This is a genomic window from Arthrobacter sp. 05N425 (assembly GCF_056397125.1).
The window spans coordinates 201,036-221,836 of record NZ_JBFTMU010000004.1 but is presented as its reverse complement, the minus strand read 5'-3'; the positions used below and the strand labels follow the sequence as shown (position 1 = coordinate 221,836).

Here is a 20,801-nt window from a genome sequence, read left to right as displayed (position 1 = left end):
GGCGCTAGGCGCGGTGGTCGGTGCCGCGCATCCGTACCGCGACGACGAGCCCGGACGCCGCCGTCAAAGCGGCGACGACGGCGATCGCCACCGGAATGCCGTAGGCGTCCGCGAGTATCCCGGACAGCAGCGCGCCCACGGCGAAGCCGCCGTCGCGCCACAAGCGGTAGATGCCGACCGAACGCGCCCGCCACTGCGGGTGGGCCACATCGCCGATGGCCGCCAGCAGGGTGGGGTAGACCATCGCCGTGCCCACGCCGAGCAGGACGGCCGCGAGGAGCCAAATTTCGAAGCCATGGCCGGCCGCCACGATGGCMAGGCCCACGGCCTGGATAAACATGCCGCCCGCGATCAGCCACTTGCGCCCCAGCCGGTCTGAGGCGGCGCCGGTGATAAGTTGCACCGCTCCCCAAACCGCCGGGTATACCGCGGCGAGGATGCCGATGCGCTCGATCGAGAGGCCGGCGCCGGCGAAGAGAACCGGGAACAGGCCCCAGGCCAGGCCGTCGTTGAGGTTGTTGACCAGCCCGGCCTGGCTCACCGAGGAGAGCGAGCGGTCCCGGAAGCTGGTCAGGGTAAAGATTTCGCGGGTGCTGAGCGCCGCGCCGGCACCGCTGTGCGCGTCGACGTGGTTTGCGGCCTCGGTTTTCGCATGGTGGTGCGTTTCCTTGACGGCGAGCACGGACAGGCCGAGCCCCAGGGCGATGTAGGCGGCGCCGAGCAGGAACGGCGCCGGCCGCAGGCCGTAGGACGCCGCGAGGTAGCCGGTAACCAGGGCCGTGCCGGCCACGCCAAGGTAGCCCGCGGCCTCGTTGAATCCCATCGCGAGGCCGCGCCGGTTCGGGCCGACCAGGTCCATTTTCATGACCACCGTGGTGGACCAGGTAAGGCCCTGGCTGATGCCCAGGATCACGTTGGCGGCCACGATCCAGGACCAGCTGGTGCCGAAGATCAGCAGCAGCGGCACGGGCAGCGCGATCAGCCAGCCGGCCACCAGCACCGGCTTGCGCCCATAGCGGTCCGAGAGCGTCCCGGCGAAGTAGTTGGTGGCTGCCTTGGCCAGTCCGAAGGCCAGGACGAAAGTCAGGGCGCTCGTGTATTTGTCGAGATGGAACACGTCGCTGGCGAGCAGCGGCAGCACGGTGCGTTCCTGGCCGAGGGTGCCCCCGACGAGGGCGTTGACCGCAACGAGCAGCATGAACTGGGCAATATTCTGGCGCAGCCCCAGGATCACGGCGCCGGGCGCGCCGGCGCGGCGGGGCGAGGGCTGGGTGTCAGGGGTGGGCACTCCTTAAGGCTATACCCCTGGGGGTATCGTACCAAAACACCGGTTGGGGCGGCGCCGGGCGGCGTTCTCTGGCAGAGTATGAGCATGCTCACAGTCATTGGTGAGGCCCTGGTTGATGTTGTCCAGCGCTCCTCAGGTATCCAGGCCCACGTCGGCGGCAGCCCCTTGAACGTCGCGGTGGGCCTGGCCCGGCTGGACCACCCGGTGCAGTTCATCGGCCGCTACGGCCGGGACGCCTACGGGGAATCCGTCGCGGCGCACCTCAAGTCCAGTTCGGTGCTGCTCCCGCTGGGTCCGGACGAACTGCCGACGTCGGTGGCAACCGCCTTGATTGACGACGACGGCGCCGCGAGCTACACCTTCGACCTCGCCTGGGAGCTCCCCGGCCTCGCGGACCGGCTGCCGTTCATGCTGCAGGGCAGCACGCTGCTGCATACCGGCTCGATTGCCACGATGCTGGCGCCGGGTGCCGCGGAGGTGCTTGCCGCCGTCGAGCATGCCCATCCTTCGGCGACCATCAGCTTCGATCCCAACTGCCGGCCCAGCATCATTACCGACGCCGACTACGCACGCCACCAGGCCGAAAAGTTTGTCACGCTCGCGGACGTGGTCAAGGCCTCCGACGAGGACCTCGAATGGCTCTACCCCGGCGTTGATCCGCTGGATTCGGCCCGCCGGTGGCTCTCGCTCGGCGGCTCGGAGGGCCCCGCCATGGTGGTGGTCACGCGCGGCGCGGCCGGACCGTGGGCCGTCAACGCCGCCGGCGAGGCGCAGGTCGCGGCCCCGTCGGTGAAGGTGACGGACACCGTCGGCGCCGGGGATTCCTTCATGGCCGCGCTGCTCTCCGGTGTCGTGGACCTGGGCCTCAACGGGGCCCAGAACCGCAAGGAGCTGCGCGAGCTATCCGCCGGGAGCCTGCGCGAACTCCTGGGCCACGCCGCCGCGGCGGCCGCCGTTACGGTCTCCCGCGCCGGGGCCAACCCGCCCACCCGGGCCGAACTGAACCGGATGGAACTGGGCCCGGAAAGTGCGGGCCTAACCAGCAATTGAGAGGAAGCCATGGCAGCCTTCAACCTAAGCAGCGACACTTTCGAGGACGGCCAGATCCTGCCGGCGGCCCAGCGCGGCGCCGCTACCGGTCCCGGCGGCAAGGATGAATCGCCGCCGCTGCACTGGAGCGGCGCTCCGGCCGGCACCCGAAGCTACGCCGTCACGGTGTTCGACCCTGACGCGCCGGGCCACGGCGGCTTCTGGCACTGGGCCGTGCTGGACATCCCGGCGGACGTCACCTCGCTGGCCGCGGGGGCGGGGTCGCGGCACGGCGGCGGCCTGCCGCTGGGCGCCTTCCAGCTCCGGAACGACGGCGGTTCCGCAGGCTACCTGGGGGCCGCCCCGCCCAAGGGCCACGGCCCGCACCGCTACGTCATCACGGTGCACGCCCTGAACGTGGAAAAGTCCGGGCTCGACGCCGGCGCATCCCCGGCCAAGCTGGAAGCCAAGCTCGGCCCGCACACCCTGGCCCGGGCGAGCCTGACCGGACTGTACGAACGGCACTGACCGGCGTCGTCGTACGCAGCGGAACCAGCCCACCAACGCCCCCGTTTCGACGCTTCCCTGCGCCCTCGACGATTCCAGCCACCCTGCGGGCAGGGAACCGTCGAAATGGCGCGGGCGCGGCCAACGTAGACTGGCAGTATGCGGCTGGTAGCAAGTGATATTGACGGAACGATCCTGGGCCACGACGGCAAGATCAGCGACCGGACCGTGCGCGCTTTCCACGCCTGCCGCGACGCCGGGGTGGAACTCGTGTTCGTCACCGGCCGTCCGCCGCGCTGGCTGCACCCCCTGCAGGAACAACTCGGCCACACCGGAACCGTGATCTGCTCCAATGGCGCGGTGGTGTGGGACCTGGAGGCCGACCGTATGGTGTCCGCCCGGGCCCTGGAGCTCGACGCCGTCTTCGAAGCCCGCCGCATCATCCAGCGGCTGCGTCCTTCCGCGTTGTTCGCCGCGGAAACCCTCACCGGCTTCCACCTGGAACCCGGGTTCCTGGGTACCGGTTCCAGCGGACTGCTCGCCGAATTCACGCCCGCCCCGCTGCAGGACACGCTCCGCGCCGACGACGCCATCGTGAAGTTCCTCGCGGTCGTCCGGGAAGGCACCGCGGATGAGTTCCTCGCCGAGGTTTCGCCCGCTGTCGCGCATCTGGCCGCCGCCACACACTCGGCCCCCAACATCGCGCTGCTGGAGCTGTCGCTGCCCGGCGTCAACAAGGCCGTGACCCTCGCCGAATACGCGGCGTCCCTGGGCGTTCAGGCGCAGGAGGTCGTGGCCTTCGGCGACATGCCCAACGACATCGAGATGCTGCGCTGGGCCGGGCACGGCTACGCCATGGCCAGCGGACACCCGGAAGCCATCCGTGCGGCCGGCCAGCAGGCACCGCATTTCGACGACGACGGCGTGGCCCAGATCCTCGAAGTCAAGCTCGCCGAGCTGGGCGTCCGGCTCCCGTAACCTACGCCGCCCGGCGGACACGGGATTCCCAGCTGACGGACAACTGCCGTTCACCTTGGCCGCCTAGGCTGGCGTGACCGAACGGATCTCTTGACTGATGGTGGGGCAATCATGGCCAGGTACGGCAACCGACATACTGATGACCAGCCGCTCCGACGGGTGGATCCCGACGCGCATTGGAAGAGCCTGCGCCAGGGCGACCGGGTCCGGGTGCGGCTCACGCCCGGGTTCGAGACCGGCGGGTTCGTCGACGCGGTGACGCCGGACCACACCACTGTGTGGGTGGACCTCGACGGCGGCGGCCGGACACTGCTGCATTGCAGCGACGGGGTGGAGATCCTGCCCCACGGCTCCTGAGCCCGCGTTCCGGCAGCGGCCGGCCCGGCTCCGGTACGCTTCAAGAGTGACCCTCCCGCACCCCTTCCTCGCCCCCGGCGGCGCTGCCGGCGCGCCCGTGGCGATGGCCCACCGCGGCTTCTCGCCCGAGGGCGCCGAGAACTCGATGGCCGCCTTCCGCGCCGCCGTCGCACTCGGTTACCGCTACCTGGAAGCGGACGTGCACACCACCGCCGACGGCGTCCTGCTGCTCTTCCACGACGAAACCCTCGACCGGGTCACGGACGGCAGTGGCCGGATTTCCGAGCTCCCGGCCGAAACGGTGGCCCGGGCCAGGATCGCCGGCGCCGAGCCGATCCCGCTGCTGGAGGAGCTGGTCGCGGAGTTTCCGGAGGTCCGGCTGAACCTGGACGTCAAGGACTGGAACTCGGTGGCCACCCTGGCCGCGGCGATCGAGCAGTATGGCCTGCATGACCGCGTCCTGATCGCGAGCTTCTCCGACCGCCGCCGGCGCGCCGTGCTGCGCCGCCTGAGCCGGCCCGCCGCAAGTTCTGCCGGCATGGCCTCCAACGCCCTCTTCGTGCTGCTGGGGCCGCTGCTCCCGGCGACACTGCTGCGCCGGGTGACGGCCCGTGCGCTCCACGACGTGCACGCCCTGCAGGTCCCAGTCCGTTACGGGGCCGTGCCCGTGGTGACGGCCGGGTTCGTCCGCCGCGCCCACCGCCACGGCCTGCACGTCCATGTCTGGACCATCAACGAGGCGGCCGAGATGCACCGCCTGCTGGACCTCGGCGTCGACGGGATCGTCACCGACCGCGCGGACGTGCTGAAGGCCGTCCTGCAGGAACGCGGGCAGTGGCCGGACTGAGGCCCTGCCCTGACCAACGGCGGCCGCGCGCACCGCTTAACTGCTGAGTTCCACCATCAGCGCCGGCAGCTCATCGCAGAGCTCGCGCGCCAGATAGCCGAGTCCGCCCAGCCTGCTCGCCAGCCGGTCGCCGGCAGCGGCATGCAGATGGGAGCCCCAGCAGGCGGCCTGCGCATCGGTGGTCCCGCGGGCCCGCAGGCCGGCGATGGCTCCGGCCAGTACGTCGCCGCTTCCGGAGGTGCCCAGGCCGCTGTGTCCGGTGGTGATTTCCCAGAGGTTCCCGCCGGGCTCCGCGATCACCCCCTGGCAGCTCACCACCGCCTGGTACTTGTCGGCGATCCGAGGCACGTCCCGCTGAAGATCCTCAATGTCCCGGCCCAGCAGGATGCCGCCTTCGGTGACGTTGGGGGTCAGGATCAGCCGGCCGGCCCAGGGCTGCAGTTCGTCGGCCAGTTCGGGCAGGCAGCCCAGTGCATAGGCATCGAGGACGACGGCGGGTCCGCGCTTCGGCCGCGACCGGCCCGGCAGCAGCAGCGCCCGCAGCAACGACAGGGTCTCGTCCTTGTCGTCCAGGCCGGGTCCGACGAGGATGGCGTCAGCGGCGCCGGCCTCGTCTGCCAGCAGCGACGCCCCGGAGCCCTTAACCGATCCGTGGCCCGTTTCCGGCAGCCCCACGACGCCGGACTCCGGGAACGCCACCGCCAGCTGCACCGCCGTCGACTCTGCCACCGCCAGGGTCAGCCGGCCGGCGCCGGAGCGCAGGGCCGCGACGCCGGCGAGGAGGGCGGCCCCCGGCGTCTTGCGGGCGCCTCCCACCACCAGCACCGAACCGCGGTCGTCCTTGCCGGAGCCGCCGCCGGGCAGCGGCCAGCCGCGCAGCAGAGTGGGTGTCAGCTGCACCGCGGGCGATGACTTAGCGCGGGTGGACATCGGCGTCCCCTGCGTGCTCGGTGACGGGAACGCCCTGCTCCGCCAGATGGTCTGCCATGTTGAAGCTCTCGAGCTCCCACGCCCCCGTCCCGTCGGTGCGGACAAAGCGGCTGACGGAGGCGTTCAGAATGCTGGTCGTGGCGGCAATGTCCAGCAGCTCGGACTCCGAGAGGCCCTGCAGAATGTAGCGGAACAGCACGATCAAGGCATCGTGGCAGACCAGCAGAACCTCTTCTCCGGCATGGTCACGATCCAGGTCGGCCAGCAGCGAGCGAAGCCGCAGCACGACGTCGGCCCATGATTCGCCGCCCGGCGGCCGGTAGTAGAACTTCCCCAGCCACCGCCGGCGCTGGGCTTCCTCCGGCAGCCGCGCCTCCACCCCCGCGGAGGTCAGCATGTCCAGGATGCCGAGTTCGCGGTCGCGGAGCCGCTCGTCCAGCCGGATCTGCACCCGCCATCCGCCGGTCTGGACTGCGAGTTCGGCGGTCTGCCGGGCGCGGGCGTAGGGGGAGGACCATACGGCGGTGCGGCCCGGCTCGGGGACGCGGGCCAGCAATCGGCCCAGCGCCAGCGCTTGTTCCCGGCCGGTGTCCGAGAGTCCGACGTCGGCGTCGCGCGCCGGGACGTTTATGACCTGGGCCCCGGCCTGATGCGCGAGGGTGGCTGCAACGTTGCCTTCACTTTCCCCGTGCCGGACCAGTACGAGTCCCGTGATGCCCGGCAAGCTGCCGCCGGTGTGTCCGATGTTGCTCACCGTTACCTCCTGCTCGCCGGCCCGCGGGGCGGGCCGGAACTGCCACGGCCGTCCGCGGGAGGATCCCGGGCGGCCCGGAAGTGCCCACGTTACTCCGGCGCTCCCGGCCTTGTCTCGGAAAGGAATTGTCGGCGCGGGCTGGCAGGATGGAGCCATGCGTATCCTGATCGCCCCTGACAAGTTCAAGGGCTCCCTGACTGCCGCCGAGGCCGCCGCCGCCATTGCCGAGGGCGCCCTGCGCGTCTACCCCGAGGCCGAGGCCGTCCAGTTCCCCGTGGCCGACGGCGGCGAGGGCACCTTGGAGGCGGCGGTCGCTGCCGGGTACGAGGAGCGCCTGAACGCCGTCGTCGGGCCGATTCTGGCGCCGATCGGCGCGGCCTGGGCGATCCGCCAGGACGCCTTCGGCGGGGCGACCGCCGTCATCGAGACGGCACAGGCGTCCGGGCTCGCACACATGGAGCCGACGCCGGCCAACGCCCTGCGGGCCCACAGCTACGGGTGCGGGCAGCTGATCGCGGCCGCGCTGGACGCCGGCGCCACCGAAATTGTGCTTGGCGTGGGCGGCTCGGCCATGACCGACGGCGGCAGCGGCGCCCTGCGCGCCCTGGGCCTCAAGCCGGTGGACGCCGCCGGCAATGTGGTGCCGCTCGGCGGCGGCTCGCTCGGCGACGTGGTCGCCGTGGACCTCAGCGGACTGGATCCGCGGCTGGCGGCCGTGAAGTTCAGGATCGCCGTGGACGTGCAGAACCCGCTCTACGGCGCTGACGGCGCCGCGCACGTCTTTGGCGCCCAGAAGGGCGCCGACGCGGAGGCCGTGGAGGTGCTCGACGCCGGGCTGCGCAACTGGGCCTCGGTGCTGCGGCAGGCCACCGGCCGCGACGTCAACGTCCCCGGCGCGGGCGCCGCCGGCGGCTTCCCGGCGTCGTTCCTGGCCTTCAGCAACGCTGCGCTGGAGGGCGGCTTTGAACTTGTCGCGGGGCTAACCGGGCTTGCCGCGAAGCTCGCGGACGCGGACCTGGTGATCACCGGGGAGGGCTCCCTGGATTCCCAGTCGCTGGCCGGGAAGGCGCCGATTGCCCTGGCCGACGCTGCCCGCGACCTGGGCATCCCGGTCATCATGGTCGCCGGCCGGATTCTCGTCACCCCCGAGGACCTCGACCGCCACGGGGTGGTCGCCGCCGCCCAGTTGCTGGACGTGGCGCCCAGCCCCGCCGATGCCATCGCCAACGCCGCGAAGTACCTGGCCTGGGCCACCAGCCAGGTGCTCGAAGGGGCCTGAGCCGCGAAGCCGGAGAGCCTCAGCCCTAGGCGCCGGTTTCGTAGTGCGGCTCGGCCACCGGCTTGGACTCCGGGGATCCCTTCTCCCGCAGATACACGGAAGCGCCGACCAGCACCGCGACGGCCAGGAACTCGCTCTGCCAGTTCTGGAATGACTCGAACCAGAACCGGCTCGTCGTGAGGTAGCCCAGCACGGTGACCGGGGGCTGGCCGTGGGCCTGCTGCTCCTGGCTGTACTCCTCGCTGCCGCCCACCGCGTGGAGCGCGACTGACATCAGGAACAGCAGCAGGAACATGATCGAGAGGGAGTGCTCATAGATTTTCAGCACCCAACCGCCGCGGCGCACCGGCCACGGCGTCGCCGCCTTGATCGTGGCCTGCCGCGGATCCTCGTCCTGCGGGGCCTTTTTCCCCATCGGCTTCGACTCGGAGGAACCCTTCTGGAAGAGGAAGACCGTCAGGATGACGTACATGCCCATCTGCAGGAACTCCGACTCCCAGTTCTCGAAGGTCGCCTCCAGGAACGCTCCGGTCCCCAGATACTCGAACATTCCGACGGCGGCCTGGCCGTGGGCGAGCTGGTCCTCGCTGTAGTCGGCGGCCCCGCTGATGACCATGCCGCCGAAGAAGACGACGAAAAGTCCGATGTTCGCCAGCAGCAGTCCGTGTTCCTTGGCCCACTTGCGCATTCTTGCTCCCGATTCTGGGTGGATCGTGTGAGGTGCAGTTCCGTTCATGGCCTACCCCCGTCCGGTCTTGCGGCGGAGCCTGTTGGGAATCAGCACGAGCAGGATCAACAGTACGGCCAGCAGCGCGCCGCCGGCGGTAAGTCCGGCGGTCCGTCCCGCTGTCACGTCAAAGACCAGCGCAGAAGTACCCACGCTCAGCAGTGCGACGCCGGCCAGGGCCACTTTCGCGATCCGGTCCGCACTGGCCACGAGGGTATCCTTGAGCCCCTTGCGGAAGAGCCGGCGATGCGCGCTCACCGGCAGCAGAATCAGTGCGGTGGTTAGGGCGGCCACGACAACGTTGGTGAGGTAGAGGGTCAGCTGGAATCCGTCCAGCGTCTCGAAGCGTGATTGGAACGGCAAGGTCAGCAGGAAACCGGCCAGGATCTGGACGCCGGTCTGAAGAACCCGCAGCTCCTGCAGCAGTTCGGCCCAGTTGCGGTCCATCTTCTCGTCGAAGGTTTCGTCCCGGCCATCGTTCCGGGTTTCTTCGGCGTTGGGCATCGTCGCTCCCTTTCAAGTTTCACCTGCGACCCCCTTGCGTGCGGCCGGCACGGGATGGCGGTCAACTTGGCCCGAAACACAAATTCAGGTCGGTACTAAGCTTACTGAGGATTTTTCGGGTACGGTGGAAAACACGGAAAGGCTGCGCTCCCGGGCGCGGCTGGACTCCAGATCCGATCATCCAGATTCGACCGGCCGAATGCCAGAAAGCAGGAGGAACGACATGACTCAGGACCAGCAAGGACGCCCCATCGAAGAGGAAGCGGGCGGCTACGGAACCCCCACCGCCGAGCAGGAACTGCCCGGCGGGGACGCGAAGACGTTTGCACAGCCCCGCGATGAAGAGGCCTTCGATGCCGCGGGCCTCAACCAGGACAGCCCGGACGGCGAGACCTACCCGGCGGGGACACCGGACCTGAGTCAGTTCGGGGCCGAAGACCAGGACAGTGCAGGAGAACCCGGAGCCGGACGCTTCGGAGGAACAGAGGAACAGATGAACGCGGAAAACGAAAGCAGCGAAGCCGGATTCGAGCAGGGCAACGAAGCGGCAGCCGAAAGCGGCGGCGCGGTGCCCTCCTCGGACGCGGAGATGGACGCGGCCAACACTGAGGAGCCCGAGCCGGGCCGGCCGTTCTCCTCGGAGTCCGGCCAGGACGCCGCCGGGATTCCGGACGGCAGCGGCACGGACCTGCCGGATGAGAAGTCACCGAAGGACCGTGACAGCGAAGACAAGGAATCGTTCGACGCCGGCTAAGCTGCCGCGGACACGCCGAAGGCCGGCGCCCTGCCACCGCATGGTGGGAGGGCGCCGGCCTTTTGTGCAGCGGGTTGGGTGCCTGCCGGCGGCTAGCGGCGCTTCTTCGGAGAGCGCTTCGCCGCGGCGTTGACGGCAGCCCGGGCCGCTGCGACGGGCGCGGCGTCTTCGGTCTCCGGTTCGGCCACGGTGCCGCGGGCCTTCGCGATGGCCTTCATGCCGTGGTAGATCACCAGGGCGGCCGCGGAGCCCAGGGCGATGCCGGTGAACTTGAGGTCGCCGATGGTCCAGGTGTAGTCGGCGATGCCGACAATCAGGGCCACTGCGGCGGTGGTGAGGTTGATCGGGTTGGAGAAGTTGACCTTGTTCTGCACCCAGATCTTCACGCCCAGGACGCCGATCATGCCGTAGAGCATGGTGGCTGCGCCGCCGAGCACGCCGGCCGGGACGGTCGCGATGAGTTCGCCGAACTTCGGCGAGAAGCTCAGCACGACGGCGAAGATGCCGGCCACCCAGTAGGCCGCCGTCGAATAGACCTTCGTTGCGGCCATGACGCCGATGTTTTCGGCGTAGGTGGTGGTGCCGGATCCGCCGCCCAGGCCGGCGAGGACAGTCGCGGCGCCGTCGGCCATCAGTGCGCGGCCGGACACGCCGTCGAGGTTCTGCCCGGTCATGGCGGAGACCGACTTCACGTGGCCGATGTTCTCCGCCACCAGCACCAGCACCACCGGGACGAAGAGGCCGACGACGCCGAGGTGGAATTCGGGGGTCTGGAAGTGCGGGAGCCCGACCCAGGCGGCGGCGTCGACCTTGTCGAAGTTGATCTCGCCGCGGATCATCGCGACGAGGTAGCCCACCACGACGCCGACCAGGATGCTGAGGCGGCCAAGGATGCCGCGGAAGAAGACGCTGACCACGATGATCACCGCGAGGGTGACCAGGGCGGTGATGGGGGCGGCGTCGAAGTTGTTCTTGGCGGCGGGGGCCAAGTTCAGGCCGATCAGCCCCACGATGGCGCCGGTGACGATCGGCGGCATCAGCCGGTTGATCCAGCCCGCGCCGAACTTCTGCACAATGGCGCCGATGATGGCCAGCCCGACGCCGGCCAGCACCACGCCGCCCAGCGCGCCGGGAATCCCGTACTGCTGTTGGGAGGCCATGATCGGGGCGATGAACGCGAAGGAGGAGCCGAGGTAGCTGGGCACCCGGCCCTTGGTGATGACCAGGAACAGCAGGGTGCCGATGCCGGAAAAGAACAGCGTGGTGGCCGGCGGCATGCCGGTGATGATCGGCACCAGGAAAGTGGCGCCGAACATGGCGACAACGTGCTGCATGCCCACGCCGATTGTCAGGGGCCACGCGAGGCGCTCATCCGGTCTGACGACCTCGCCGGGGCGGATGGACTTGCCGTTTCCGTGGAGCTTCCATTTGGTGCCGAGCATGCTCATTGCAGCGAGCCTTTCAAGAATGTGTGGCGGGACCGGGAAGGAATCTTCCGGTGACACTTTACCGCGCCGGCCGGACGGCATTGGTGCCGGAAGCATCGATATAGTGCCGGTATGCCAGCCCTGACTGTTCCTTCTCTAGGTTTGCGCGCTGCCTGGCTTGAGGCCCACGCCGAGTGGGGGCCGGGTCTTCACGAGGATGGCTTCGGGCTGCTGCCGGACCATCCCCGGTGAGAGATCCACGCCTGTAACGTCGAGCCCCGCTTCGGCTAAGCGGACACTCAATCGTCCGGCGCCGCATCCGGCGTCGATCACTTTCCGTCCCGGGGCAGCGCGAATCCGCGCGCAGAAGTCGTTGATCATCGCCATATCGAGCGGCGCTTCAAAGCTGGTGTCCGGGAGCGCCTCTGAATAAGCCTCGGCCACCGTGTCATATGCGGTTCTTACGCCGGCCAGGTTCTCGGAGTTTCCCATTGCCCGAGCGTACCGACCCTGGGTCTTCCCGGCGGGCCGTCACTCTCCCAAAAACCGGCCGCGCCTGTCTGCTACGGCGTGTGGTCGGAATGGTCGCTGCTGCTGCCGCTGCCGCTGCCGGTGCTCGCCGCGTCCGCCACCCGGTACCGGACCGACATACCGGCGGTCAGATGGTCGTTGACGTGGCAATGAAAGAGCCAAGTACCCACGTCGTCGGGAACCATATCGGCCACCACCATGCTTGCCGGCAGCAGGCTCACGACGTCGGTGCGCATACCCAGCGCCGTCGCGGTGTTTCCGTGCCAGTGCGGTGTGTGCAGGTCCACCTCGGTACCCATGCCCATCAGGTACCAGCGGACCCGTTCGCCCTTTTTCATAGTCAGCGCATCTAACGGCAGATTGCCGTACACGTACCCGTTGATGGAGTGCATCAGATTGCTCTCGACGAACTCTTCATCAGCCGGCGCCACCGAACGCGGGTCGCCGGCGAAGCGGTCGATATTGCGCTTGAGGTACGGGCTGGCGTTTTCGTTACTGACTTTGAACTGGACAAAGAACTCGCGGTCCACATCGTTCGGGGTACCGTCCGCGCGGGCGGCGCCGGTCTTGGTGATGACCATCGGACCGACTAGGCCGGCGTAGTCGTCTCCGACTTCGTCCTTGTGCGAGTGGTACATCCACATCACGGAACTCCCGTCCATCGGCCCGGGACCGGCCCGGTCCGGCACCTTGTAGCTGTAAATGTAGGAGTGTCCCGGCGGTACGGCGTCGTCCCCATGGTCCGCCGCCCCGGTGCCGTCGTCGTACGGGGCGCCCTCGCTGGCCTTGTCGTAGAACACGCCGTGGACGTGCACGGAAGCCGGACGGTCGAGGTTGTTCTTGAAGACCACCTTGATGGTGTCGCCGACGACGCCCCGGATGACCGGGCCGAGCATGCCGAGATGCCGTTGGGCGGCGCTGCGCGGCTTGAGCTTGGTGAAGGACGCGTCCGTGTACTCCCGGTACAGCGCCTTCACATAGGTGGCGCCAATGCGCCGGGGGCCGCGCTGGGTGAAGACGGCCGCTGTTTTGTCGAAGGCTGCGCCCGTGACCTGGTTCATTCCGGACGGCGCATAGTTCCAGTCGACCTCGTCCGCCCCGATGTAATACGTCCGGGTCTGCGGAACGTACTGTCCCTTCGCGGACGTTGCCATCGCCGTGCAGCCTGCGAGGGCAACAACCGTCGCCAGTGCCGCGGCCATTGCGGCGTGCAGCGCAACCAGAATCCTTCGCGGCCAGAAGAGAGGGCCCCGGTGCACTTGCTCCATTGCCATGAGATGACTGCCCATTGGGTGGCCCACCTTCGAATCCATGCCGAGCGGAGAGACTTGAGCCTTAGGCTCTTAAGCGTAGGACGGAGGCCACAATAAGCGTAGGGCCGGGGCCGAGGATTTTCCTTGCGGGATACCCCTGACGGAGCGTGCTGCTTTCCCTCCGGACTCCGCCAGGACGCTGCTGCGGTTTCGGTCAGCGCCTGCAGGTGCCGGGCCGGGATCGGATCCTAGCTCCGTGCGGCGAGGAAGGCGTCTTCAGCGGCGTAGTCGGTGAGGTGGTTGAAGAACGGTTCCGCGGGGCCCGGCTGGTTGGCCGGGTTGGCGAGTAGCCAGTCGATTTCCGCAGTGACAGTTTGGGCGTAGGTTCCAACGGGCTGGTAGCCGAGAGCCGTGGACGCCTGCGTGTCGAGGATCAGCGGCGGAGTGAAGTTCCAAGGGTGCGCGCCGAGGTCCGGATGGGCGTCGGAATCGAGGAGGATTTCTTCCCACTCGTGGTCAAGGCGGTCCGCGATCGTGCGGGCGATGTCCAGACCGGTAGGGGCGTCGGGGTCTGCGCTGTTGAGGATCCGTTGGCCGGGGCGGGCTGCGATCGTTTCGACCAGGGCCGCTGTGTTGACGGCGGCTGTGGTGTGGTCGCCTCCGGCCCCTTTAGAAGCCAGGAACACCGCAGGCCGTCGGTCGAGGACCCGCTTGACGAACATCCATTCCCTCGGCCGGGCAGCTCCTTCACCGTGAACCTTCGAGGCGCGGATTACAGTCACGGGATGGCCGCTGTCCAGGAGGACGTGCTCGGCAGCGACCTTGTTGGCGCCGTATCCCTCGCGGGATTCGTAGTCACCGTTCCCCGGCTGCATGGTCGCTTGGTCTTCCCTGATAGGAAGCGGGAAATTTGGCGGCACGTCGGAATTCACATGGTTGCCGGCGTCGTCGATGTAGACCGCTTTGCTGGATAGCATGACCGCCGACCCGACATCGGCCAGATGGGGGAGTAGCAGAAGGGCGTCCGCCGCCGTGTGACAGGCGGCGTCTACCAAGAGGTCCGCTCCGTTGCCCACGGTTCGTGCAAGGTCTGCGTCGTTCCTCCGGTCGGAGGACTCGAATGTGGCCCCCGCCTCGCGCAGCACTGCCGGCATCTTCGACGCGTCCCGGCCCGTGATTTCCACCTGCCAACCGGCATCCAGCAGGCGTCGCGCGATGGCCCGTCCCAACACACCTGTACCCCCAAGAATGACAGCTCGCTTCATCACGCCAACCCTAGCGGGCGATGACCACGAATCCTGCCATCAGATCCAGTGACGCGGCCCGTAACTGCGGCGTCGCTGTAGCCTGAGGTCCGATGACGAATTTGAAACTCCTTACGGCGTACGATCAGCAACTCCGCACCGATGCGGAGACCCCTAGTGCGGTCGCCGTCGAGCGTTTGGGCCCGCTGCGGCTGGTGACCTTCGCGGGCGGCCGCGGATTCGTGACCTATCAGGATCTGGCCGGAGCCGACGCGTCGAAGATCGCGCGGTGGGTGGCAGAAACGGTGGCGTTCTACCGCGCGGATCCGGAAATCGTGCGGGTCGAATGGAAAACCCGGGGCCACGACAATGCGCCCGGGCTGCACGAGGCGCTGCTCGAGAACGGGTTTGAGCCAGACGAGACAGAATCGGTCATGATCGGGGATGCCAGCGCGCTCGACGTCGACGTGGACCTGCCGCGCGGGGTGAGCCTGCGGCGGGTTACGGACGAAACGGACATCCGCGCCATGAGCGCCATGCAGGACGAAGTCTTCGGCAGCCCCGCCTCTGACGGAAACGCTGAAGCAATCCTGCGCCGAATGGCCCGCGGCGACGGGATGGAGCTGTGGGTCGCCGAGCACCAAGGCGTGATCGTCAGCGCCGGCCGCCTGGAACCGGTGCCGGACACCGACTTCGCCGGCATCTGGGGCGGCGCCACACGCGAGGAATGGCGCGGCCGGGGAATTTACCGAGCGCTCACCGCAGCCCGCGCGCGGGCGGCGATATCCCTCGGCAAGACGCTCATCCACAGCGACTCCACCGAATATTCGCGGCCTATCCTGGAACGCTACGGCTTGGTCCGGGTGTCCACGACGACGCCGTACCGCTGGCGCCGCTGAACGGCGAAGACGTCGGCGACCGCCGTGGCAGACTGATTCCGTGACCCACGGACCGGACTATGCTGCGTACGCCGCCAAGATGCGCGGCCTGGCCGTCTCTGGTTGCCGCACCGCCGCCGGCCCGGCCGGGATTTTCGTCCTCGACACTTGATATCGCGCCGCGTGCCTCGTTTCACCGCCGAAGTCGGCTGCGTGGTTCAGCTTCTGAAGTAGTGGTTTCTTCGGGGTGTTTGGCGTGGGTCGAGGTGGGGTGGCGGGATGAACCAGGGGATCCCGGCACGGATCTGGATGGTCCATTGTTCTTTGTGGGTCAGGTGGTGATGGTGGGAGCAGAGGAGCGTTCCGTTGTCGGTGGATGTGGTGCCGCCTGTGGACCAGTAGTTGATGTGGTGGGCTTCGCACCAGGGTGCGGGGATGGTGCAGCCGGGGAAGGCGCAGCCCTGGTCGCGGGCGGTGATGGCTTTGCGGAGGTGGGGCGGGAAGATCCGGCTGGTGCGGCCGATGTCCAGGATCCGGCCCTGGGATCCGAGCAGGACGGGGATGATGTCCGCGTCGCAGGCGATTTTGCGGATGGTCGCGGCGGTGACGGGGCCGGTGAAGGCCAGCGTCCCGGTGCCGGTGAACCCGAGCGGGACTGTCCCGTTCGAGGAGGTCGCGGTAATCGATGGTGACCATGACCTGGGGCCGGAGCCCTCCGGTGGCGGGCAGTGCGCCGGAAGCCAGGGCCACTTTGCAGGCGCCGACCAGGCCGTCGAGGGATTTCTGCGGCCTCGACCGCCGGTCGAGCAGCGTTTCTTCGGTGCCTGCCACGCCGCGTGGCTCGCCGCCTGGTTCGCTGCCCGCTTCTGCGCCGGGTTCGCTGCCCGCGCTCCCGGTTGCCGCATCACCGGGAGCTTGGGTGCCGGTGCGGGGGTTGGTGGCGGTGTTCATCACGGTCAGCAGGTGTTCGAACTGTTCGGTGGTGGCGAAGATTTCCAGGTGTTGCAGGCCGTGGCGGGGTTTGCGGATGAACGCGCCCTGTAACTGGCGGAGGACCTCCTCGGAGGGTTCGGCCCCGTCCTGGTCGATCGCGTCGGTCCAGCGCCTCGCGACCCGGGCCAGGAAATCCGGGTCGTGCTCCACTGCGGTCCGGGTCAGGGCGTGTTCCATCCGGGCGGCCGTTTCCGCATCRCACAGTGGCCGGACCCGGGCCAGGGCGAGGGTGATGATGGTCGCGGACCGGGACGGGACGGTACCGGCGGCCACGGCGTCGGCGAGTTCCTCGCGCAGGGGCGGGAGCGGCTGGCCGGTGATCCCGGTCCGCGGCAACACGTCCCCGGCCAGGGCCAGCCGGCGGTGGGCCTCGACGGCGGTGATCTGGAGCCGGTCCCGCAGGAACTCCCCGGCCTTGCGGTAACCGTCATCGAGGACCGGGGCGTTCTCGGCGGCGGCCTCCTTGCGGGTCCGGTCCACCGCCCCGGCAGCAACAACCTGCAGGTACTCCAAGGCCCGGGCAGCCTCCTCAACCCCGGCAGCGAACTCCACGGCCTCCCCGAACCCGAAAAGCGCCGCATCCCCGACCGCCGTCGCGGTCAACTCCCGTAACTGTCCCAGAACGCTACGCAGCGACGGGCCCCGGCGGACATCATCACCCGGCCGGCCGGCCGGACGAGCGATGAGGGCTGCACTGGTTCCCATGAATCAATCCTGCCGTGGACCTACGACATTATTGCCCGCACCGGAACAGCCGGCGCCTGCCTCGGACCGGGCGTGCGCGGGACCGGCCAGGGACAAAAGGCGGACATCATCACCCGGCCGGCCGGCCGGAAATAAGGTGAGAGCTGCACTGATTCCCATGAACTTAGTTCATCAGAGACCTCAGACATTATTAGGAGCAGCCGGTGCCGCCCAGCTGCGCGCTCCAACTACTCCTATCCGCCGCCGCTATTCGCGCAGGTCAAGAGTGAAACCCGGATAGTCCGTGTAGTCGCCCACACGATCGGCCGGGAACCCCAGCGCTTCGTAGAAGCCCACGGCAGAGGGGCTCGCCTGCCAGTCGAGAATCATCGGCTGCGGCCGTAATCTGGCCCAATCGAAGATGAAGTCCATCAACGCCTTCCACGCGCCGAGCCGACGTGCCTCCGGATCGACGTAGAGGTCATGGACCCGGCCCGTAGTGAAGGTGGTGCGCAAACCCGGCCCGAAGTCCTGGGCCAGTCCGTAGCCGAGGAGCCGGCTGCCCGACTGGGCCACAGCAACGCACCAGGCCCCGTCTGAGAGTACGTTCGCGTAACGGCTGTCGAAGTCCTGCTGCGGCACATCCCGGGCGGCGGGTGTGAAAGCGATCGACAACCGCCGAACTTCGCCTGCATCTTCCTCCGCGCCCGGACGGACGGACAGTTCCGCAAACGTCATTCGCCGAGCCTTCCCCTAAAAGTACAGCGGACTTCCACCTACATACTGCCACTGGTCGTCGCCGGCCTGGCCTGTGCCGGGACCTATGGCAGGTTCCAACCGGCCCCAGCTTCCAACAGACTTGAGCGAGGACGGTAGGAGGTTCAACCATGAGGGTTCTCGTTGCCTACGCAAGTGCACTGGGGTCCACTAGGGAAATCGCCCAACACGTAGCCGACCGCATGGCTGTTGCGCTGGGCGAGGTCGAGTGCCGGTCCGTGGAGGAAGTTAAGTCTGTCTCCGGCTACGACGCATTCGTCGTCGGCAGCGCCATCCACAATCAGGCGTGGCTGGATCCGGCTTTGGTGTTCTTCACACACAATGCGCACGAGCTGGCCAAACGACCTGTCTGGGCCTTCAGCGTGGGGATGTCCGACGCCTTGCCGAGACTTTTTCGAAAGCGCGGTGCGGCACTACAACAGCAGCGCCTGGAACAATCCCAGTTCCAGGACGTTGAGCTTCGCGGCCACAAAGTCTTCTCGGGTGTCTACGAGGCGGCCCAGATGCCAGGGCCGCTCCGGGTCCTGTTCCGGCTCACCGGCGGCCACTTCGGAGACTTGCGGGATTGGACTTCCATCGACGACTGGACTGATGACATTACAGCCCAACTCACTGGATCTTCTGAGGGGGCGGGCGTCCAGGGTCTCCCTCCGGACCCGCCAACCGGCGCCTGAACGACGTTCCGGCGGACACCGATCTCATCGAACAGGCCAACGACCACCGCGAGCTCTCGTCCTCCTAGCACCACGACGACGCCGGGCGCCTATGCGCCCGGGGCGCCGGCCGCCGTCCCCCTCACCGAAGGGGCGGGCACCGAACCGCCAACCGGCGCTCACCCCATCCCCTAGATTGGTTGGATGGTGAACGAAGAGGTCCTTGCCGGTGGTAATTCCAGCATCGTGGTGCGCGTGGGGGACACCGTCCGCCGAAACTCCGGGCCCTGGACGCCGGCCGTTCACGCCTTGCTCGATGCGCTCCGCGCCAGTGGAATCACGCGCGTTCCGTCAGCAGCCGGCCTCGACGAACAAGGCCGCGAAATTCTGTCCTTCCTGCCGGGGGACGTGGTGCAGTATCCGCTTCCGGAGTGGATTTGGCATCCCTCGATCCTGCGGGACGCGGCCGGCCTGCTCCGGCAGATCCACGATTCCAGCGTCGGTTTGGCGCACGAGACGCTCAGTTGGCAATTGCCAAACCACGAACCGGTCGAGGTGGTGTGCCACAACGACTTTGCCCCGTACAACATGGTGTTCCAAGACCAGCGGTTCGCCGGAATCTTTGATTTTGACGCGGCGTCGCCCGGGCCGAGGATCTGGGATTTCGCCTATCTGGCCTACCAGTTGGTGCCGTTCATTGAGGGCGGTGGCGTCGCTGCGCCGGAGGGGCCGGAGAGAATGGGCCGCCTGGACGAACTGATTGCAGCCTACGGCTTACCGTTCCCGCGCCGGGACGTGCTGAGAACACTCGGCGCCAGGCTTGTTGAACTCGCCGACTATTCCGAGGGCCGGGCGGCCGCCACGGGACGGCCGGAACTCAACGACCACGCCGCAATGTACCGCCGCGACAGCATTCGCATGGTGCAGCTGGCGAAGGACGCATGACGGCACGATCAGCCCGCTGTGGGCGACGTCACCCCGCGCCCCGGGAAGCAGCCGGCCCGGGCATCGGTTGAAGCGAGGGACAGCAAGAGTGCCCCGGACGGGGTGGAAGCCCAGCGAAAGGTACGCGATGACTATCGCCCATGAAGAAGCAGTAATCGACGCCGCAGCAGTGGACGCCATCTTTGCCCAGGCGCGCACGGCCAACTCCTTCACCGGTGAAGTCACGGACGAGCAGGCCCGCGCCATCTACGAGCTGACGAAGTTTGGTCCCACCGCGTTCAACTCGCAGCCCCTTCGTGTCACCTATGTCCGTTCGGACGAGGCCCGCGCCACGCTGGTGGACGCCCTGTCCGCCGGCAACCGGGCCAAGACGGCTTCCGCACCGCTGGTCGCGGTCCTCAGTGTCGACACCGCGTGGCACGAGCAGTGGGACAACTTCCTCCCCGGCTACAACGCCCCCAAGGCAATGTACGACGCCGCCCCGGACCTCGCCGCGGCCACCGGCAACAACAATGCCCACCTGCAGGCCGGCTACTTCATACTCGCCGTCCGGTCGCTAGGACTCGCTGCCGGGCCGATGACCGGTGCCGACTTCAGCAAGATCGACACCGCCTTCTTCCCGGACGGTAGCCAGAAGAGCTTCATGGTGGTCAACATCGGCCACGCCGCCGAGGACGCCTGGGGCGCCCCGAAGCCGAAGTTCGCCTACGAAGACGTGGTCCGCACGGTCTAAGCGACCGAGGCAGCGGCCGAGGCAACCACAGGCAGGGGCGGGCGTCGGCGACCAGTGGCAGACTGGGCCTATGCGGAATCTGATTGTGGTCGCCTTCCTGGAACCCGTTACCGAGGGGATGGAATTTCCGCGCGACGCCTGGCCGCTGCACATCACACTGGTGAAGTTCGACGTCGTCGAGCAACTGCCAGCCGACGACGGCGGGGCTGACGCCGTCCTCTCCGGCGACACCCTGGCCACCCAGGTGGCCGGGCTAATGGACGCTCCGGCCAGGGCCGCGCTGGGCAGCACCGTGACCGTGGGCGGGGAAGCGGGCTTTGGCCGCGGCGGCTCCGTCCAGGTCAGCCTGATCGAACCCAGCGCCCCGCTCCAGACCCTCCACGAAGCCCTCGTGGCAGCGGTCGAGGCTCTTCATGGCCGGGTCGCAACCCCCGGCTACACGATGGCTGCCTTCCGTCCGCACGTTTCCCACCGGGGTGAAAAAGCCCCCCGCGCGGGCGAGCAAATGGCGCTGGACCGGATCGCCTTGGTGGACATGGCTCCCGACGGCGGCCATGCCACGCGGCGGGTGCTCAGGCTCTGGGAGGCCACATTGTGAATGAACCTCTTCATTTATGGTCCGAGGTGCAATACTGAGGTCAAATTGAGAGTTTGACTCCGAATAATACTTGGGTCACTAGGTGCGTGCTGGGGGAACCACAGGATGATGCTTGACACCTCTACCCTGCG

At 68.1% G+C, this 20,801-nt stretch carries 23 protein-coding genes and 2 pseudogenes; 12 read left to right on the top strand and 13 right to left on the bottom strand.

The window, feature by feature from the left end; genetic code table 11:
* Window positions 1-4: 4 nt before the first annotated feature.
* A complete protein-coding gene (locus tag AC1DGE_RS08690) occupies window positions 5-1,198 on the bottom strand; it encodes an MFS transporter (protein ID WP_476893499.1) in 1,194 nt (397 codons plus the stop codon).
* 174 nt (window positions 1,199-1,372) lie between these two features.
* Between AC1DGE_RS08690 and AC1DGE_RS08685 the strand changes: the two genes are divergently transcribed.
* The 5 genes from AC1DGE_RS08685 (at window position 1,373) to AC1DGE_RS08665 (ending at window position 5,006) form a co-directional block, all read left to right on the top strand.
* Window positions 1,373-2,338 (top strand): carbohydrate kinase family protein, encoded by a 966-nt coding sequence (locus tag AC1DGE_RS08685; RefSeq protein WP_476917281.1) that lies wholly within the window; start codon window positions 1,373-1,375, stop codon window positions 2,336-2,338.
* 9 nt (window positions 2,339-2,347) lie between these two features.
* Window positions 2,348-2,845, top strand: a complete 498-nt coding sequence (locus AC1DGE_RS08680) for a YbhB/YbcL family Raf kinase inhibitor-like protein (protein ID WP_476909614.1) — start codon at window positions 2,348-2,350, stop codon at window positions 2,843-2,845.
* Between the two features lie 138 nt (window positions 2,846-2,983).
* On the top strand, window positions 2,984-3,802 hold the full coding sequence (locus AC1DGE_RS08675) for an HAD family hydrolase (RefSeq protein WP_476917280.1): 819 nt from the start codon (window positions 2,984-2,986) through the stop codon (window positions 3,800-3,802).
* A 111-nt stretch (window positions 3,803-3,913) separates the two neighbouring features.
* Window positions 3,914-4,159 carry a hypothetical protein gene (locus AC1DGE_RS08670; RefSeq protein ID WP_441419077.1) on the top strand — a complete coding sequence of 82 codons (246 nt, stop codon included), beginning with the start codon at window positions 3,914-3,916 and terminating at the stop codon, window positions 4,157-4,159.
* A 46-nt stretch (window positions 4,160-4,205) separates the two neighbouring features.
* Window positions 4,206-5,006 (top strand): glycerophosphodiester phosphodiesterase family protein, encoded by an 801-nt coding sequence (locus tag AC1DGE_RS08665; RefSeq protein ID WP_476917279.1) that lies wholly within the window; start codon window positions 4,206-4,208, stop codon window positions 5,004-5,006.
* 36 nt (window positions 5,007-5,042) lie between these two features.
* On the opposite strand, the gene AC1DGE_RS08660 is transcribed toward AC1DGE_RS08665, so the two are convergent.
* Together AC1DGE_RS08660 and AC1DGE_RS08655 are read right to left on the bottom strand one after the other, a co-directional pair.
* Window positions 5,043-5,936, bottom strand: a complete 894-nt coding sequence (locus AC1DGE_RS08660) for an NAD(P)H-hydrate dehydratase (RefSeq protein WP_476917278.1) — start codon at window positions 5,934-5,936, stop codon at window positions 5,043-5,045.
* On the bottom strand, window positions 5,920-6,690 hold the full coding sequence (locus tag AC1DGE_RS08655) for a histidine phosphatase family protein (protein ID WP_476917277.1): 771 nt from the start codon (window positions 6,688-6,690) through the stop codon (window positions 5,920-5,922). Before AC1DGE_RS08655 ends, AC1DGE_RS08660 begins: the two co-directional genes overlap by 17 nt.
* Window positions 6,691-6,844: 154 nt before the next feature.
* On the opposite strand from AC1DGE_RS08655, the gene AC1DGE_RS08650 reads away from it, so the two are divergent.
* Entirely contained in the window at window positions 6,845-7,969 is a 1,125-nt protein-coding gene (locus AC1DGE_RS08650; RefSeq protein ID WP_476909617.1) for a glycerate kinase, read from the top strand.
* Between the two features lie 25 nt (window positions 7,970-7,994).
* On the opposite strand, the gene AC1DGE_RS08645 is transcribed toward AC1DGE_RS08650, so the two are convergent.
* Together AC1DGE_RS08645 and AC1DGE_RS08640 are read right to left on the bottom strand one after the other, a co-directional pair.
* Window positions 7,995-8,657: a DUF6766 family protein gene (locus AC1DGE_RS08645; RefSeq protein WP_476917276.1), complete on the bottom strand. Its 663-nt coding sequence runs from the start codon at window positions 8,655-8,657 to the stop codon at window positions 7,995-7,997.
* Window positions 8,658-8,708: 51 nt separating this feature from the next.
* Window positions 8,709-9,200 (bottom strand): DUF6328 family protein, encoded by a 492-nt coding sequence (locus AC1DGE_RS08640; protein ID WP_476917275.1) that lies wholly within the window; start codon window positions 9,198-9,200, stop codon window positions 8,709-8,711.
* A 223-nt stretch (window positions 9,201-9,423) separates the two neighbouring features.
* On the opposite strand from AC1DGE_RS08640, the gene AC1DGE_RS08635 reads away from it, so the two are divergent.
* Window positions 9,424-9,954, top strand: coding sequence for a hypothetical protein (locus AC1DGE_RS08635; RefSeq protein ID WP_441419070.1), 531 nt, complete (start codon window positions 9,424-9,426; stop codon window positions 9,952-9,954).
* 92 nt (window positions 9,955-10,046) lie between these two features.
* Here the strand turns inward: AC1DGE_RS08635 and AC1DGE_RS08630 are convergent, their stop codons facing one another.
* The 5 genes and pseudogenes from AC1DGE_RS08630 to AC1DGE_RS08610 form a co-directional block, all read right to left on the bottom strand.
* Window positions 10,047-11,402: a uracil-xanthine permease family protein gene (locus AC1DGE_RS08630; RefSeq protein WP_441419069.1), complete on the bottom strand. Its 1,356-nt coding sequence runs from the start codon at window positions 11,400-11,402 to the stop codon at window positions 10,047-10,049.
* 135 nt (window positions 11,403-11,537) lie between these two features.
* Window positions 11,538-11,873 (bottom strand): methyltransferase domain-containing protein, encoded by a 336-nt coding sequence (locus tag AC1DGE_RS08625; RefSeq protein WP_476893442.1) that lies wholly within the window; start codon window positions 11,871-11,873, stop codon window positions 11,538-11,540.
* A 71-nt stretch (window positions 11,874-11,944) separates the two neighbouring features.
* Window positions 11,945-13,186, bottom strand: a complete 1,242-nt coding sequence (locus AC1DGE_RS08620) for a multicopper oxidase domain-containing protein (protein ID WP_476893441.1) — start codon at window positions 13,184-13,186, stop codon at window positions 11,945-11,947.
* A gap of 227 nt (window positions 13,187-13,413) precedes the next feature.
* Window positions 13,414-14,142 (bottom strand): NAD-dependent epimerase/dehydratase family protein, encoded by a 729-nt coding sequence (locus AC1DGE_RS08615; protein ID WP_476893504.1) that lies wholly within the window; start codon window positions 14,140-14,142, stop codon window positions 13,414-13,416.
* Between the two features lie 72 nt (window positions 14,143-14,214).
* Window positions 14,215-14,430, bottom strand: a pseudogene (locus tag AC1DGE_RS08610) (NAD-dependent epimerase/dehydratase family protein); the annotation flags it as partial.
* Between the two features lie 92 nt (window positions 14,431-14,522).
* Here AC1DGE_RS08610 and AC1DGE_RS08605 point away from each other — a divergent pair.
* Window positions 14,523-15,308: a GNAT family N-acetyltransferase gene (locus AC1DGE_RS08605; RefSeq protein WP_441419066.1), complete on the top strand. Its 786-nt coding sequence runs from the start codon at window positions 14,523-14,525 to the stop codon at window positions 15,306-15,308.
* A 197-nt stretch (window positions 15,309-15,505) separates the two neighbouring features.
* Here AC1DGE_RS08605 and AC1DGE_RS08600 read toward each other — a convergent pair whose 3' ends face one another.
* The 3 genes and pseudogenes from AC1DGE_RS08600 to AC1DGE_RS08590 form a co-directional block, all read right to left on the bottom strand.
* The gene (locus AC1DGE_RS08600; protein ID WP_476917319.1) at window positions 15,506-15,694 is read right to left on the bottom strand and encodes an HNH endonuclease; all 189 of its coding nucleotides are present in this window, start codon (window positions 15,692-15,694) and stop codon (window positions 15,506-15,508) included.
* A gap of 322 nt (window positions 15,695-16,016) precedes the next feature.
* Window positions 16,017-16,985 (bottom strand): annotated as a pseudogene (locus tag AC1DGE_RS08595) (DUF222 domain-containing protein); the annotation flags it as partial.
* Window positions 16,986-17,231: 246 nt separating this feature from the next.
* A complete protein-coding gene (locus AC1DGE_RS08590; protein WP_476917274.1) occupies window positions 17,232-17,702 on the bottom strand; it encodes an N-acetyltransferase family protein in 471 nt (156 codons plus the stop codon).
* A 149-nt stretch (window positions 17,703-17,851) separates the two neighbouring features.
* Between AC1DGE_RS08590 and AC1DGE_RS08585 the strand changes: the two genes are divergently transcribed.
* The 4 genes from AC1DGE_RS08585 (at window position 17,852) to AC1DGE_RS08570 (ending at window position 20,670) form a co-directional block, all read left to right on the top strand.
* Entirely contained in the window at window positions 17,852-18,415 is a 564-nt protein-coding gene (locus AC1DGE_RS08585) for a flavodoxin domain-containing protein (protein WP_476917273.1), read from the top strand.
* A 183-nt stretch (window positions 18,416-18,598) separates the two neighbouring features.
* Entirely contained in the window at window positions 18,599-19,339 is a 741-nt protein-coding gene (locus AC1DGE_RS08580) for a phosphotransferase (protein WP_441418167.1), read from the top strand.
* Between the two features lie 127 nt (window positions 19,340-19,466).
* On the top strand, window positions 19,467-20,072 hold the full coding sequence (locus AC1DGE_RS08575) for a malonic semialdehyde reductase (RefSeq protein ID WP_441418166.1): 606 nt from the start codon (window positions 19,467-19,469) through the stop codon (window positions 20,070-20,072).
* A gap of 70 nt (window positions 20,073-20,142) precedes the next feature.
* Window positions 20,143-20,670 carry a 2'-5' RNA ligase family protein gene (locus tag AC1DGE_RS08570; protein ID WP_441418165.1) on the top strand — a complete coding sequence of 176 codons (528 nt, stop codon included), beginning with the start codon at window positions 20,143-20,145 and terminating at the stop codon, window positions 20,668-20,670.
* Window positions 20,671-20,801 lie beyond the last annotated feature (131 nt).

Bases quoted from the DNA above. Each gene is read 5' to 3' on its own strand.
- AC1DGE_RS08685 (WP_476917281.1), top strand. From the start codon at position 1,373: ATGCTCACAGTCATTGGTGAGGCCCTGGTTGATGTTGTCCAGCGCTCC.
- AC1DGE_RS08680 (WP_476909614.1), top strand. From the start codon at position 2,348: ATGGCAGCCTTCAACCTAAGCAGCGACACTTTCGAGGACGGCCAGATC.
- AC1DGE_RS08675 (WP_476917280.1), top strand. From the start codon at position 2,984: ATGCGGCTGGTAGCAAGTGATATTGACGGAACGATCCTGGGCCACGAC.
- AC1DGE_RS08670 (WP_441419077.1), top strand. From the start codon at position 3,914: ATGGCCAGGTACGGCAACCGACATACTGATGACCAGCCGCTCCGACGG.
- AC1DGE_RS08660 (WP_476917278.1), bottom strand. From the start codon at position 5,936: ATGTCCACCCGCGCTAAGTCATCGCCCGCGGTGCAGCTGACACCCACT.
- AC1DGE_RS08650 (WP_476909617.1), top strand. From the start codon at position 6,845: ATGCGTATCCTGATCGCCCCTGACAAGTTCAAGGGCTCCCTGACTGCC.
- AC1DGE_RS08645 (WP_476917276.1), bottom strand. From the start codon at position 8,657: ATGCGCAAGTGGGCCAAGGAACACGGACTGCTGCTGGCGAACATCGGA.
- AC1DGE_RS08640 (WP_476917275.1), bottom strand. From the start codon at position 9,200: ATGCCCAACGCCGAAGAAACCCGGAACGATGGCCGGGACGAAACCTTC.
- AC1DGE_RS08635 (WP_441419070.1), top strand. From the start codon at position 9,424: ATGACTCAGGACCAGCAAGGACGCCCCATCGAAGAGGAAGCGGGCGGC.
- AC1DGE_RS08630 (WP_441419069.1), bottom strand. From the start codon at position 11,402: ATGAGCATGCTCGGCACCAAATGGAAGCTCCACGGAAACGGCAAGTCC.
- AC1DGE_RS08625 (WP_476893442.1), bottom strand. From the start codon at position 11,873: ATGGGAAACTCCGAGAACCTGGCCGGCGTAAGAACCGCATATGACACG.
- AC1DGE_RS08620 (WP_476893441.1), bottom strand. From the start codon at position 13,186: ATGGCAATGGAGCAAGTGCACCGGGGCCCTCTCTTCTGGCCGCGAAGG.
- AC1DGE_RS08615 (WP_476893504.1), bottom strand. From the start codon at position 14,142: ATGCTATCCAGCAAAGCGGTCTACATCGACGACGCCGGCAACCATGTG.
- AC1DGE_RS08605 (WP_441419066.1), top strand. From the start codon at position 14,523: ATGACGAATTTGAAACTCCTTACGGCGTACGATCAGCAACTCCGCACC.
- AC1DGE_RS08590 (WP_476917274.1), bottom strand. From the start codon at position 17,702: ATGACGTTTGCGGAACTGTCCGTCCGTCCGGGCGCGGAGGAAGATGCA.
- AC1DGE_RS08585 (WP_476917273.1), top strand. From the start codon at position 17,852: ATGAGGGTTCTCGTTGCCTACGCAAGTGCACTGGGGTCCACTAGGGAA.
- AC1DGE_RS08580 (WP_441418167.1), top strand. From the start codon at position 18,599: ATGGTGAACGAAGAGGTCCTTGCCGGTGGTAATTCCAGCATCGTGGTG.
- AC1DGE_RS08575 (WP_441418166.1), top strand. From the start codon at position 19,467: ATGACTATCGCCCATGAAGAAGCAGTAATCGACGCCGCAGCAGTGGAC.
- AC1DGE_RS08570 (WP_441418165.1), top strand. From the start codon at position 20,143: ATGCGGAATCTGATTGTGGTCGCCTTCCTGGAACCCGTTACCGAGGGG.